The 13,410-nt window shown below is 58.4% G+C and carries 11 protein-coding genes; 5 read left to right on the forward strand and 6 right to left on the reverse strand.

What is annotated here, in order from left to right; all coding sequences use genetic code 11:
• Window positions 1–201: 201 nt before the first annotated feature.
• Window positions 202–1,848, forward strand: coding sequence for a malate dehydrogenase (quinone) (gene mqo / locus QOM10_RS11240; RefSeq protein ID WP_038369330.1), 1,647 nt, complete (start codon window positions 202–204; stop codon window positions 1,846–1,848).
• A gap of 175 nt (window positions 1,849–2,023) precedes the next feature.
• Here mqo and QOM10_RS11245 read toward each other — a convergent pair whose 3' ends face one another.
• Window positions 2,024–2,455, reverse strand: coding sequence for a nuclear transport factor 2 family protein (locus tag QOM10_RS11245; RefSeq protein ID WP_316918059.1), 432 nt, complete (start codon window positions 2,453–2,455; stop codon window positions 2,024–2,026).
• 438 nt (window positions 2,456–2,893) lie between these two features.
• Between QOM10_RS11245 and QOM10_RS11250 the strand changes: the two genes are divergently transcribed.
• Entirely contained in the window at window positions 2,894–3,340 is a 447-nt protein-coding gene (locus QOM10_RS11250) for an NUDIX hydrolase (protein ID WP_127926732.1), read from the forward strand.
• A 6-nt stretch (window positions 3,341–3,346) separates the two neighbouring features.
• On the opposite strand, the gene QOM10_RS11255 is transcribed toward QOM10_RS11250, so the two are convergent.
• The 4 genes from QOM10_RS11255 to tssI are packed head-to-tail and all read right to left on the reverse strand — an operon-like array spanning window position 3,347 to window position 9,312.
• Window positions 3,347–4,504, reverse strand: coding sequence for a DUF3396 domain-containing protein (locus tag QOM10_RS11255; RefSeq protein ID WP_238704394.1), 1,158 nt, complete (start codon window positions 4,502–4,504; stop codon window positions 3,347–3,349).
• Window position 4,505: 1 nt separating this feature from the next.
• Entirely contained in the window at window positions 4,506–5,447 is a 942-nt protein-coding gene (locus QOM10_RS11260; protein ID WP_174245055.1) for a PoNe immunity protein domain-containing protein, read from the reverse strand.
• A 5-nt stretch (window positions 5,448–5,452) separates the two neighbouring features.
• Complete coding sequence (locus QOM10_RS11265; RefSeq protein ID WP_127926734.1) at window positions 5,453–7,024, reverse strand: hypothetical protein; 1,572 nt, start codon at window positions 7,022–7,024, stop codon at window positions 5,453–5,455.
• Window positions 7,021–9,312, reverse strand: a complete 2,292-nt coding sequence (tssI, locus tag QOM10_RS11270) for a type VI secretion system tip protein VgrG (protein ID WP_316918060.1) — start codon at window positions 9,310–9,312, stop codon at window positions 7,021–7,023. The genes QOM10_RS11265 and tssI overlap by 4 nt, the downstream gene beginning before the upstream one ends.
• Before the next feature lie 130 nt (window positions 9,313–9,442).
• Between tssI and QOM10_RS11275 the strand changes: the two genes are divergently transcribed.
• On the forward strand, window positions 9,443–10,654 hold the full coding sequence (locus tag QOM10_RS11275) for a helix-turn-helix domain-containing protein (RefSeq protein ID WP_316918061.1): 1,212 nt from the start codon (window positions 9,443–9,445) through the stop codon (window positions 10,652–10,654).
• Between the two features lie 31 nt (window positions 10,655–10,685).
• On the forward strand, window positions 10,686–11,318 hold the full coding sequence (locus QOM10_RS11280) for a PQQ-binding-like beta-propeller repeat protein (RefSeq protein WP_316918062.1): 633 nt from the start codon (window positions 10,686–10,688) through the stop codon (window positions 11,316–11,318).
• Window positions 11,319–11,415: 97 nt separating this feature from the next.
• On the opposite strand, the gene QOM10_RS11285 is transcribed toward QOM10_RS11280, so the two are convergent.
• A complete protein-coding gene (locus tag QOM10_RS11285) occupies window positions 11,416–11,607 on the reverse strand; it encodes a hypothetical protein (RefSeq protein WP_038366183.1) in 192 nt (63 codons plus the stop codon).
• Between the two features lie 198 nt (window positions 11,608–11,805).
• Here QOM10_RS11285 and QOM10_RS11290 point away from each other — a divergent pair, with 198 nt between their 5' ends.
• Complete coding sequence (locus QOM10_RS11290) at window positions 11,806–13,302, forward strand: helix-turn-helix transcriptional regulator (RefSeq protein ID WP_127926738.1); 1,497 nt, start codon at window positions 11,806–11,808, stop codon at window positions 13,300–13,302.
• The last annotated feature ends 108 nt before the right edge of the window (window positions 13,303–13,410 follow it).

A 13,410-nucleotide genomic window follows, 5' to 3' on the forward strand; every position in this document is an offset into this window, starting at 1 on the left:
CTCAAGTAGCTGAGCCAATAATGATAAGAAGTCAGTTCAGAAGGGACATTAACTGAGGTCGATGCAGCATGTCGGCCTTGTGTGCCCACCCGTCAAAATTGAAGTGTGCCGGAATCTGCGACGCTAGCCTGAGCGTCATCAAAGCGGATCGCATGCAGATAACAGCGGCGGGCGGAAGGCGTTTTATCATAGGTGCAACAGATGTTTAAAAAAGTGAACACAGCCCTGCTGGGTCTGGCTTTGGCGATGGGGATGACATCCGCCAATGCTGACGAAGCAAAGAAAGTCGACGTCCTGCTGATCGGCGGCGGCATCATGAGCACCACCCTCGGTGTGTGGATCAATGAGCTGGAGCCAAGCTGGTCGATGGAAATGGTCGAGCGCCTTGACGGCGTCGCCCTCGAAAGCTCCAACGGCTGGAACAACGCCGGTACCGGTCACTCGGCGCTCGCTGAGCTGAACTACACCCCGGAAGACGACAAAGGCAACGTAACGATCCCGAAAGCCGTCGAGATCAACGAAGCGTTCCAGGTCTCCCGTCAGTTCTGGGCCTGGCAGGTTCAGCAAGGCGTTCTGAAGAACCCTCGCTCGTTCATCAACACCACGCCGCACATGAGCTTCGTGTGGGGCGATGACAACATCAAGTTCCTGAAAAAGCGCTACGAAGCCCTGCAAGCGAGCCCGCTGTTCGCCGGCATGCAGTACTCCGAAGACCCGGCTGTGATCAAGAAGTGGGTCCCGCTGATGATGGAAGGGCGTGACCCGAACCAGAAAATCGCGGCCACCTGGAGCCCGCTGGGTACCGACATGAACTTCGGCGAAATCACCCGCCAGTTCGCCACGTACCTGCAGACCAAGCCTAACTTCGATCTGAAACTGTCGAGCGAAGTCCAGGACATCACCAAGAATGCCGATGGCACTTGGCGCGTCAGCTACAAAAACCTGAAAGACGGCACTAAAACCGAAACCGACGCCAAGTTCGTCTTCATCGGCGCGGGCGGCGGTGCACTGCACCTGTTGCAGAAGTCGGGCATTCCTGAAGCCAAGGAATACGCTGGCTTCCCGGTAGGCGGCTCGTTCCTGGTGACCGATAACCCTGCCATCGCTGAACAGCACCTGGCCAAGGCCTACGGTAAAGCGTCGGTTGGCGCGCCACCGATGTCCGTTCCGCACCTGGACACCCGTGTCCTGGACGGCAAGCGCGTCATCCTGTTTGGCCCATTCGCGACCTTCAGCACCAAGTTCCTGAAAGAAGGCTCGTACCTGGACCTGCTGACCAGCACCACCACCCACAACATCTGGCCTATGACCAAGGTCGGCATCAAGGAATACCCGCTGGTCGAGTACCTTGCTGGCCAACTGATGCTGTCGGATGAAGACCGTCTGAACGCGCTGAAGGAATACTTCCCGAACGCCAAAGCCGAAGACTGGCGCCTGTGGCAAGCCGGCCAACGCGTGCAAATCATCAAGCGTGATGAAGCCGCTGGCGGCGTGCTGAAACTGGGCACCGAAATCGTTGCTGCACAAGACGGCTCCATCGCCGGCCTGCTGGGCGCATCGCCAGGCGCGTCGACCGCTGCACCGATCATGCTGAGCGTGCTGCAGAAAGTCTTCAAAGACAAAGTCGCAACGCCAGAGTGGCAAACCAAGCTGCACCAGATCGTTCCAAGCTACGGTACTCAGCTGAACAGCGATCCAGCCAAAGTGGCTGCAGAGTGGGCTTACACCGCCAAAATCCTCGAACTGCCGACGCCTCCAGTGATCGGTCAGGTGGCTGCTCCGGCCGCACCTGCAGCTGAAAAAGCTGAAGCTCCGAAGGAAAACGCTGCACGTGACATGGCGCTGTAACTAGCCGCCAGTTGCACAAAGCCCACTGAACCGGCGACGGTCAGTGGGCTTTTTTATGGCAAATAGTTTTTAGGAGCTGTCGAGTGAAACGAGGCTGCGATCTTTTGATCTTGATCTTGATCTTGATCTTGCTTTTGAAAGATCAAGATCAAAAGATCGCGGCCTGCGGCAGCTCCTACAGGGCCTTTGCGGACGCCAGAAAAGCGCCGAGGCGCCGACCCATCTCTTCGCCCAACGCCTGCAATCCACTCAACGGGCGAACCATCACCTCGAACTCGACAATCTTGCCGTGCTCATCAAAGCGAATCATGTCGATGCCTTTCAGCTCTTTCGCCCCGACCCTGGCGCTGAACTCCAGAATCACATTCAAGCCATCGGCAGTCGCCAGTTCGCGGTGGTATTTGAAGTCTTCAAACACCTCAAACACGGTATTGAGGATCATCGACACTACCGGCGCGCCCGGGTATGGCGTGTGCGCCATCGGCGAGCGGAACACGGCTTGCGGGTCGAGCAGACCGGGCAGGGCACTTAGGTTGCCGGTGTGGATCATTTCGTGCCATTTGCCTAGCGATTCAGCGACGTTGGGTTGCAGGTTCAGATCGGTCATGTTCACTCCAGGATTTTTCTTGTTGTTGTCGCGACGGCAATGACTCTAGATCAACCACGCCGAAATTGAACCCTTGTGCCGCGATCTGAATATCGGCCCATGGCCCATGCGGATCAGATGCGCATCTGATCCGTATTTTTTCACTGGATCTGCCTCTGTTACCAGCTCAGTCATCCGCTCAAAATAGCCCCACGGTTCGGCACTCGCGGCAGTCCTTCATCCCGAAGCGCCCAGTGCACCGCAAGCTCAGCATTGAGGAGAGCAACATGAACAAGATGGCGATTTTTCTGGGTGGCTTTCTGACACTGACCATTCTGATCGGCCTGCTCGCAACGATTTCTCCGGTCTGAGGCGAGCCTTTTCCAGTGACGTCCACGGGTGTGTCGCGCAAAGCATGTTTAAATGCCGCGCCCCCACACCTGTAAATGGACTTCAGTCATGGCCGAACACCGCATTCGCGCGCTCGCACTTTGCGTTTTTCATCACAACGGCAAAATTCTGGTTAACGAATTTCGCGACCCGGTCAGCCAGCAAACCTGCTTTCGGCCCATCGGCGGCGGTATCGAGTTCGGCGAGACGAGCGCCGAAACCATCGTGCGTGAAGTGCAGGAGGAGTTGGGGCTGACCATGACGGACATGCGTCTGCTCGGCACACTCGAAAGTCTTTTCGTTTACAACGGCAAACCGGGACACGAAATTGTCCAGGTATACGACGCGACGTTTGTCGATCAGGGCGTCTACGACCACGCACAGATCGATGGCCATGAAAGCGACGGCGCGCCCTTCACCGCGCGCTGGCATGACAGCTCAAGCTTCAGCGAGCAGGCGCCCTTGGTGCCAAAAGGCTTGCAGGAGCTGCTGAGGAGCACCGGATTGCTCGGCTGAATCCACTCACGCTTCCCCCGACCAATACCAAAGCGTATCGCCCCAATTCGAGCCACTGAACCGAGGCATTATTTCCCCCAAGTCGAAGTAACGTCGGGAGTTTGCCTGTGCGGGGCTGAACCAATAACCCGCGGCGCTACAAGGCTGACCGGCCTCTATTCGTGCTGGAGTTTTCGAATGCGCATCGTCTTGGTCGAATCGCGCGTACCAGCGCTCGGTACTGTCTTGTTCGAAGCAGTTACCGTAGGGTGAATAAGTGTGCAGTTGATCGGGTTTTGGATTACGAAGCTGTTTCAAAACGCGGTTCACCGCTACATAGGTTACGGGCAGAGGTTCATGGATAGCGCCCAGTTCGGGTAAAGCGCCGGCGCGAATGATCAGTCCGCCCTGATAATCCAGCATCTCGACGTCGCCACGTCCGCTTAAGGCGTGGCGTAATCCGTCTTTACCTCCCAGTTGCTCGGTAAATCGAGTGCCTACAATGGTGTACCAGTTGACACCTTTGATGTGATCAAGCAATTCTCGTTTGAAGTTGTGCACCATTGAGTCAACTTCCAGACCGACATATTGCTGCGCCAGTTGAAATTCCATGGGCATGTAACGATCGAAGTCGTAGGGCAGTATGCTCGAGAGTCCGCCGTAGCCATGTTCGGCTTCAACCTGATCGCACAAGTAAACCAGCCATTCTTCAAAGCGCGCGACGCCATCGGGCTCTTTCAGGAAACTCCAGGGCAATGTCATCTTCAGGTATGAGCGTTTTTGATCGCCATGCATCTCGAACGAGTTCAGTGCGGACAGGCTGTACGCAGCAGCTTCGTTCGCCGTTGCGGCGCTGCTGATGTGCCATTCGTATTGTTCGTTTGGCCCTGACTCGCGGATTTTTTCCTGGGTTTTGCTGAATCCGGAATCTGTCAGCTTCTTGTAGCGGTCGTCGAACTGTCCCTTCAGATGCTGGCCGAACTCTTCCTTGAATCGGGTGAAGCATTGCATGACATTGCGCTTGCTTTGCAGCGAGTAGCCTTCCTTGAAGTAGAGGGTTGCGATCAGCCCGAGTCGTACAACGGGGGTGTTATCGGGTAGCTCAAACGTCAGGTTCGCAGATTGTTCACTCAGGTTGTTCAAGCTCTCCCTGATCGAACCTTCGTCCTGAAGGACTGACTTCAACTCAAACTTCCCCCGACCAATACCAAAGCGTATCGCCCCAACGGGAGTCGTTGATCTTCGGCATGAGTTCACCCTGTTGGAAATGACGGCGGGAGTTCGCCTGAGCAGGAGTGAACCAATAGCCGGTCCGGCTGCATGCATCGCCGGCAACGATTCGGCCAACTTGTGTCATTCGTGGGCTTTGGTGATTTCTCGCATAGTCGACCAGATCTTTTGGATAAACCATATGGTCGACTTTGCTGTCGTCGATGCCATACAAAAACGCGATGGCGGCGGCCTCGATTGCCCAATAGCCAACGTAATTGCCGTCTTCTCCTTGTAAATGAGTGTCGTGCCACGGTGCTTGTTTAAAAGCGGGGTACCAGCCCTGGCAATACTTTTTCAGCAGGGCGGACGCCTCTTCGCGCGTGTCGGCGTAGATTGCTTGTATTAGCGGGGTGTATACGTCGTGATACCACTGGTCAACGTCATGACGGTTGGGCAGTACCTTCTTCAACAGATCTTCGAATAGCGTGTCGTCCCCGGCATAACCTGCGTTGTCCAGCATTTTGACAAAGCGTACGAGCAAGTCGTTACGGTGCAGCAGAATACACAGACCGATTACTTGCACAGCTTCTTCGTACTGATCTGGCCAGTCATCGATAGCCAACGGAGAAATCTGTGGCGCTCCTTCGAAGTCGGCGAGGGTTTGCTGGCGCACTTCATATTTTTCGATCAGGTCCTCAAGTAACGGAACCAGAGACTCAATGTCCATTCCTGCGGTGTAAGTTGCCAACAATTTGTCCAAAGCCAGACTTTGGAAGTATCGGGCACGCTGGGATGCTTCCTCTTCATCGGAGTCGGATTTGAAACGATTGGTCTTGAAGAACTCGATGACTTCGTCATGTTCTTTCAGGAAGTGGTTGTACTGATGATCAGAGAAGAATTTCTGGCGTTTGCTCATTGATGTCATGCCTCAAGCTTGAGGGAGTCCCTCGCGCCATATTTTTTTGCCAAGGACTTTTTGCGCTTGTTTACAGCCGCTTTCACCTCGGTTTCGTTGTAATGAAACGCCTTGTGTGTGCGATGGGTGCTTTCTGCAAGATTCTGAAACCGCGCTTCGGCATGGTCTTTCGGGCTTGCGCTGGAATGATAAAGCGGGGAATAAAACAGATGGCGACTGTAAGAGGCCAGGACCTGTGCGGCAAGTGCGCGACCAGCCACAGCCTTGTTCAGGTTTTGGGTGATCCACTGACTGCTCATTTGAACCAGTATTTCTTTGATCTTGGCAGAGGGGGCCGGTGAGCGGCTGGATGCCTGTGGTTTGTTTTTTCCGGTTCTCATCGACGTTGAGGGCTTGCTGGCACCGGCCTCAGGGGTATCTTCGATCGGTTCAAGCAGTTGGCTTGCGTCGGCGATGCGCGTTACGCCCGATATGCCCGATTCTCCCAGTTTGGAGGCGATGCCGGGTTTTCGAGTGTTATTGGCTCTACGCATGAATTTTGGTGCATCTTCTTCGCGGCTCGCCTTCGCTTCGACAATCGCGAATTTTTCGCCGCCATTGTTCGCTGGCTTCGCGCGCCAGACCGCGTCGATACCGGTTCCATTGGCGCCGTCAGACAGTTTGTAAAGGACATGCCTGGCTTTAGGGCTGCCTCCCGAAGAAAGTTTTCCGGTTTTCGTGGCACCCGGCAGCCCCTCCAGCCATTTGCCATCCGCCCCCTTGTCATGTCCATCCCAATCTTTGCCCCAACCGAATTCGACTGCGCAGATGTAATCGGCGATATGTTCGCCGCTGACGCCCAAGCCTTCATTCAAAATGCTCGAAGGCGCCTGAACGCCGACCTTGGAGGATTCGACACGGTTGGAGTGGGTGCCGCTGGCGCCGTCCTTGCCTTGAGTGCCGACGGAGGAATCGCGGTTGGCGGGTTTTTCCGCGCGCCGTGGGTGACTGGTGCCAGACGACGCGGCGGAGCTGTTGCGCTGCATGCCTTTCCATTTGATCAGGCGTTTTTCAACAATGCCAAGCATCGCCGGCATGTTGTCTCGGGCGGTAGCGAGGACGGTCACCACGGCGGTTTGAACCCAACCCGGCGAGCCCTTGTAAACAGAGGAACTTCTGATCGCGGAAATGATGTCGTCCATTTCCGCACGCAGTTTGCCGGCGTTGAAAATACGTGACAGGAGTTCTTCCGGACTGGTCTTGATGCCGCATTCCTGCAGAACGAACCGCAGCAGATCGAACAAAACCGGGGCGAATCGTTGAGGGTTGCGGTTGACGATACGCATGCTTTTTTTCAAGCCGTCACCCGCGCCGGGTATCCAGCCGATCACTGCCAGGAGCAAGTCGAACTGGGCATCTTCCTTGGCTCCGGGCGTGTCCGATTTGTACAGCAGAACGGCGGATTCAATGGTGTCGTACACGTCAATGGCCTGGCCCAGAAATGGCACCGCACCCATCGCAATGCCTTTGCCCAGTTCGATAGCCGCTTCCTGATAAGCCCCGGTGCGGTCGTCGTTGCTGCTTGTTTGTTCGCTCATGCCAGCCTCCCTGCGGCTTTTTCGACCAATGCCTGTAGATCAACGGTGGCGGGGTCAAGACCCAGTTTTCGCAGATCTTCGTCGATTTTATCGTCAGAAGCGTCAACCACGGCCACTGCCGGACGATCATAGGGACGAGGGTCTTCACCGTAATAGACTTTCGCGGGGCCTTTTGGCACGTCTTCCAGCCGGGCGAATCCGTCGCTGTCGAGCACACCTTCGCGAGTCGAACCATCGGCGAATTCAACGCGATAAGACGCGCCGGGTACGGGTTCGAGATTGTCGTAGTGCAGGTTCAGTTCAAGCCAGGTGGGATTGGTTTTGGCCCGTTCCATCAAGTTGCCGGCCGTGTCAGTCGCCGCCAGTCCGGGAATCAGCGGAGCAAGAATGGCGATCCCGGTCCCCACGCCAGGCGCGCCGCCGGTATTCACCTTCACCTCAGCCCCGCTAATGGTCACACCACCGGCATCCACCTTCACAAAACTCCCGCCAGCCTTGGCCGTGAGTTCCATGGCGCCTTCGACCACAACCTTCTGGCCGGCGTAGTAATGGATTTCTGACCCAGCCTCGACAAACTGCGCAGTCCCCACCTTCAAATGCTGGGTGACACCGACGGTCAGGTGATCATCCGCACGCATCTCGCTAATCCGATCCAGATGCGTAATCCGGTGCTCTTCAACCTTGAACTCGCTCAGCGTGTTGGCTTCGACGGTGTCGTGCCGTTCGTTGCCGACGCGGATCTTCTGGTCGTGCTCAATGTTCTCATCCCAGTCGCGCTGGGCGTGGATGTAGATCTGCTCTACACCTTTCTTGTCCTCGATACGGAATTCGTTGTAGCCCTTGCCGCCCGGTGAGCTCAGGGTCTTGAACGTGCTGCGGGTTTTGTTTGCCGGCAGGTCGTAGGGGACGACGTTTTCCTTGTGGTACAGGCATCCGGTGACCAATGGCTGATCGGGATCGCCTTCAAGGAAGGTGACGAGGACTTCCATGCCGATGCGCGGGATGGCGATGCCGCCGTACGCTGCGCCGGCCCAGCCGCTGGCGACGCGCATCCAGCAGGTGGTTTTGTCGTTGGATTGCCCGTCGCGGTCCCAGTGGAATTGCACTTTGATGCGGCCGTACTGGTCGCAGTGGATTTCTTCGCCTGCGGGGCCGGTGACGACGGCGGTCTGGCTGCCGAGGACTTGCGGTTTCGGGTGTTCAAGGGCAGGGCGGTAGTGTGCGTCCCACGGGGTGGCGAGGAAGCTGTTGCGGTAGCCCTGGTGGAAATCGCTTTTGTTGTCGGTGACGTCGCTTGTGACGTTTTCGCCGAGCACTTGCGGCTGTTTGCCTTCGTGGAAGACTTCCAGCAGCAGCCACAGGTCGTTCCACTCGGCGCGCGGGTGTTCGGCGAGTGTGAGGAAATGGCCGCTGGTGAGGGTTGGTTCGTCACCTTTGCCTTCGGCGAGTTTGTAGTCGCTGCGATGGCGTTCGAGGGCGCGGGTGGAGAGGAACTTGCCGCGCTCTCGAGTGGTGAAGCGGCCGGGGTAGTCGTAGTCCTCGAGGTCCGGGGCGAACTCGGTTTTGACCGCGCCTTCGGGGAGGATCTTCGGTTTTTCGAAGTCGTAGTCGCGGCGGCTGACGCGGGTGGTGCGGGTTTCCAGGCGCAGGTTGAAGCGCTTGATCACCGGTTTGTCGGCGGCCATGCCGGAGTCTTGCTGGTAGCTCACCGGTTTCAGTTTGCGGAACACGGTCTGGTCATCGCCGAACACCAGTTTGTGGCCGCTGCTGCTGTGCTGGAAGTGGAAGTGAATGCCTTCCTCTTCGCACAGGCGCTGGATGAAATGCAGGTCGGATTCGTCGTACTGCACGCAGTAATCGCGTTCCGGGTATTCGGCGTTGAGCTGGAAGCTGTAGGCGTCGGCGAGGATGCCGCGATCTTCCAGGACCTGGGCGATGATCTTCGGCACGGTCAGTTGCTGGAAAATCTGCTGATCGTGGTTGTGCCGCAGGTAGGCCAGTTGTGGCACCAGGCTGAGGCTGTAACGGGTCAGGGTCTTGCCGGAGTCGCCTTGCTCGATGCGATAGACCAGACCGTGGATCTTGCCTTCGCCGGTCGGGCCGAAAGTCAGGACGCCGCGCTTGTGCAACAGCTCTTCGAGTTTGAGGTCGGGGCGGGCGCTGACGAGTTCGAGGTCGAAACGGAACGGTTGGTTGAGGGCTTCGCGACCGGTGAAGCTGAGGACTTGCAGGTCGGCGTTGGCGCCTTCGACAGTGAAGGTAATGTGGCTAGCGTTTGCATCCAGCATGCTCGACTCCATCCATTGGAAAAGCTGTGCCGATGTTGCAACAACTGAAACAGCCGATCAAGCGTCCAAACGCGCCATAATCAGCGATCAGACTCAGCTCACGATTCAGCCATCGAGGGACGGACGAGCCATGGATTCGCTGATCAACGCCGCTGGCCGCGCGCTGTCCGCCGGTGACCCGCTAGGCGCGTTGAACTACGTCGCTCTGCGTGATGACCCGCCGGCGCTGGCCCTGCGCGCAATTGCCATGGCTCAGCTCGGTGATCTGCCCCGTGCCAAGGCGTTGTTGCAACGGGCGATAAAGGCGTTCGGCAGCAATGAACCGTTGTCGCGGGCGCGTTGTGTGGTCGCCGAGGCCGAGGTGGCGCTGGCAGCGCGGGATCTGGGCTGGCCGGTGAAGGCGCTGGAGGCGGCGCGGCGGGTCTTGCAGGCGCACGGTGACGGCGTGAACGCGGCGCACGCGCGCTATTTGCAGATTCGCCGGTTGCTGTTGATTGGCGAGCTGCAAGAGGCCGAAACGTTGCTGGGTGAAACTGACCCGGCGCCGTTGCCGCCGGCGCTGCGTACTGCTCATGAGTTGATTGCCGCCGGGATCGCCGTGCGTCGGGTCCAGGCACACAAGGCCCGCGCGGCGCTGGCGCGGGCGCAGGCTGCGGCGCAACAGGCCGGGATCGCCGCACTGCGCGCCGAGGTCGATCAGGCCAGTCACATGCTCGCTGCGCCGGCAGCGCGGCTGAGCGTTGCCGGTCAGGCGCAACGGGTGAATCTGGCGCAGGTTGAAGCGTTGTTCAACTCGTCGACACTGATCGTCGATGCCTGCCGCTATAGCGTGCGCGGTGCTGGCATGACGGTGGCGCTGGCCACGCGGCCGGTGCTGTTCAATCTCGCACGGTTGCTTGCGCAAGCCTGGCCGGGCGACGTGGCGCGCGAAACGCTGTTCGCCACAGCCTTTGGTTTTGCCCTCACGGATGAGTCGCACCGTGCCCGCTTGCGGGTCGAAATCGGCCGGTTGCGTGCGGCGTTGGCACCGCTGGCGAGCATTACCGCAACGCCAAGAGGCTTTGCGCTGGTGGCCGGGGATGTGGCGTTACTGACCCTGCCGGTCGAGGACAAATACGCGGCGTTGCTGGCCTTGCTTGCCGACGGCGAGAGTTGGTCGAGTTCGGCGTTGGCACTGGCCTTGGGCAACAGTCAGCGCCAGGTGCAGCGGGCGTTGAAGGCATTGGCGCTGGTGGGCAAGGTGCAGGCCTTCGGTGTCGGCCGGGCGCGGCGCTGGATGACGCCGCCAATACCGGGTTTCGCGACGATCTTGTTACTCCCGGTGTCGCTGGGCAATGGCTAGGCTGGACCCACACATCCACGAGGAAGCCCCCATGAAACACGCAAACGCAGAAATCCTTCGCGAGTACGGCCCGTTTGATGACATCAAAGGCATTCACGGCGTGACCTTCGATGGCCAACAGGTCTGGTTCGCCAGCGACGGACAGCTCAACGCACTGGATCCGGCCAGTGGCGAAACCGTGCGCACGCTCAAGGTCGGCGCCGACGGTGGCACCGCCTGCGACGGCCAGCACCTGTACCAGATTGCCGACCGCCACATCCACAAAATCGACCCGGCCACCGGACGCGTACTGCACACCATTCCGGCACCGGGCAATGGTGGTGACTCAGGCATGGCCTGGGCGGACGGCTCGTTATGGGTGGGGCAGTATCGCGAGCGCAAGATTCATCAGATCGATCCGCAGACCGGCGAGATCCAGCGCACGCTGGAGTCGAACCGTTTTGTCACTGGGGTGACCTGGGTGGATGGTGCCTTGTGGCATGGCACTTGGGAGGGAGATGAAAGTGAGTTGCGACATATCGATGTGCAGGACGGGGAGGTGCTCGAGTCGCTGAAGATGCCGGCGGGGCAAGGTGTCTCCGGGCTGGAGGCGGACGGTGCCGATCGTTTCTATTGCGGTGGCGGTGACAGTGGGCGGGTGAGGGCGGTGCGTCGGCCTCAATGATCAAGGTGTCTGCACCGGCCTCTTCGCGAGCAGGCTCGCTCCCACAGTGAGCTACCCAAAACCCTGTGGGAACGAGCCTGCTCGCGACAGCGGAGTGTCAGTCACCGCTGTTTCGACGGCGTTCGATACCGTCCGGATTACCGATGTCCAGCAACCTTCTTTCCACCAGGACATTCTCAAGGGCCTGACGCTCGACCGGCGCCATTTGGTGTTCGCGCTTTTTCAGCTCCAGCAGAATCGGGCTGGACCAGGTGCGGTAGGTCTGTTCGATGTTGCGACGCGACGTCATCAGTCTCTCCTTGATCAAGAGCCCGGTGTTGCGGGCAGGGGCTCAATCCGATGAGGTATTAACGTTAGACGACAAAGCCGGAAGTCGCGAATGCACCGCGATCCCCTGTAGGCGTTGTTGCGCAAATTAATGGCTCGGCACGATCACGGGTGGCTGCGGTCGTACTCTTCACATGGGCGTATCACTTGTGGAGATCCAATGAGCCAGGAAGTCCTGACCACCGAAACCAACCGCCGCCAGTTGCAGCAGATCATCGCCGGGCTGTCCGACGGGGTGATTCTGCTGGAGCTGGATCAGAGCATTCTCTGGGCCAACGAAGCCGCGCTGGCCATGCACGGTGTCAGCCGGATCACCGATCTTGGCCACAATGCCGACGAATACGCCAAAAAATTCAACCTGCGCTATCGCAACAATCACTCGATCACCGCGGAAAACTACCCGATCAGCCGGGTGGCGCGCTGTGAGAGTTTCAATGACGTGCTGATCGAAGTATCGCCGACCGATGATCCGGAACGTATCTGGGTGCACAGCGTGCGCAGCATGATTCTCACTGATCGCGAAGGGCAGCCCGAGTCGCTGGTGCTGATCATGAGCGACGTCACCGACTGGGCCAACGCCGAGCAGCGCTTCGAAAAGACCTTCAACGCCAACCCGGCGCCGGCGGTGATCTGCCGCCTCAGCGACCTGCGCTACATCAAGGTCAATCCCGGTTTTCTCGAGATGACCGGCTATACCCGCGAGCAAGTGATCGGCACCTCGGCCTATGAAATCGACATCTTTGAGCAAGCCGAGAAAAAGGATCTGGCGATTCAGCGTCTGCGCGACGTCGCGACCATTCCGCAGATGCAGGCCGAACTGCGCCTGCCCGATGGCGGCAGCAAGCAAGTGATCGTCGCCGGCCAACCGCTGACGCTCAACGATGAGGATTGCATGCTGTTTTCCTTCGTCGACATGGAGCCGAGGCATAGGGCCGAGGTGGCGTTGCGTCAAAGCGAGGAGCGTTTTGCCAAGGCGTTTCGCTTGACGCCGGTGCCGATCCTGATTTGCAGTGCCGACGAGCAGCAAGTGATCGACGTCAATCAGGCGTTCCTCGAAACCTTGGCCTACGACAGTGAGGACATGCTCGGCAAAACCGTGACGCAGCTGGATTTCATCGATGACAGCGGTGCGCGCACGCGGTTGCTGGCCGCGCTTGAGAAAAACGGTCGAGTGGATCGGGTGGATGTGCGGGTGCGCAAGAAGGATGCGGAACTGCTCGAGTGTGCGCTGTCGGCCGACACCGTGAATATTCAGGACATGCCATGCTATTTGCTGGTGTTGATGGACATCACCGAGCGCAAGCGCACCGAGCTTGAGCTGGTGGCGGCGATTGAAGAGGTGATGAAAGATGCTTCGTGGTTCAGTCGGACGCTGATCGAAAAACTGGCCAATGTGAAGAAGGTCAACTCGCCGCAATTGCCTAGCGTTTCGTTCACTGATCTGACGGCGCGTGAGCGTGATGTGCTGGGGTTGATCTGTGAAGGGCTGGCGGACAAGGAGATCGCGGCGCGGCTGAAACTGGCGCCGAACACCGTGCGTAATCATGTCGCGACGGTTTATTCCAAGCTGGATGTGCACAGTCGCAGCGAGGCAATTGTCTGGGCGCGCGAGCGTGGATTGTTTGCCGGGGATTCGAGCGTTAAGGGCCAGCGATAGGGTGCAAATGCACTAGTTGATCTGGTGCAATTTGAGGTGTTGATGTCGGGCGGCTGTTCTTAGTCTGTTGGGGTGCGGTGCGAGCCTTTTGAGGTTTGTGGTCGCGTC

The organism is Pseudomonas sp. P108 (assembly GCF_032613195.1).
Taxonomy (GTDB): Bacteria; Pseudomonadota; Gammaproteobacteria; order Pseudomonadales; family Pseudomonadaceae; genus Aquipseudomonas.

Bases quoted from the DNA above. Each gene is read 5' to 3' on its own strand.
- mqo (WP_038369330.1), top strand. From the start codon at position 202: ATGTTTAAAAAAGTGAACACAGCCCTGCTGGGTCTGGCTTTGGCGATG.
- QOM10_RS11245 (WP_316918059.1), bottom strand. From the start codon at position 2,455: ATGACCGATCTGAACCTGCAACCCAACGTCGCTGAATCGCTAGGCAAA.
- QOM10_RS11250 (WP_127926732.1), top strand. From the start codon at position 2,894: ATGGCCGAACACCGCATTCGCGCGCTCGCACTTTGCGTTTTTCATCAC.
- QOM10_RS11260 (WP_174245055.1), bottom strand. From the start codon at position 5,447: ATGAGCAAACGCCAGAAATTCTTCTCTGATCATCAGTACAACCACTTC.
- QOM10_RS11265 (WP_127926734.1), bottom strand. From the start codon at position 7,024: ATGAGCGAACAAACAAGCAGCAACGACGACCGCACCGGGGCTTATCAG.
- tssI (WP_316918060.1), bottom strand. From the start codon at position 9,312: ATGCTGGATGCAAACGCTAGCCACATTACCTTCACTGTCGAAGGCGCC.
- QOM10_RS11275 (WP_316918061.1), top strand. From the start codon at position 9,443: ATGGATTCGCTGATCAACGCCGCTGGCCGCGCGCTGTCCGCCGGTGAC.
- QOM10_RS11280 (WP_316918062.1), top strand. From the start codon at position 10,686: ATGAAACACGCAAACGCAGAAATCCTTCGCGAGTACGGCCCGTTTGAT.
- QOM10_RS11285 (WP_038366183.1), bottom strand. From the start codon at position 11,607: ATGACGTCGCGTCGCAACATCGAACAGACCTACCGCACCTGGTCCAGC.
- QOM10_RS11290 (WP_127926738.1), top strand. From the start codon at position 11,806: ATGAGCCAGGAAGTCCTGACCACCGAAACCAACCGCCGCCAGTTGCAG.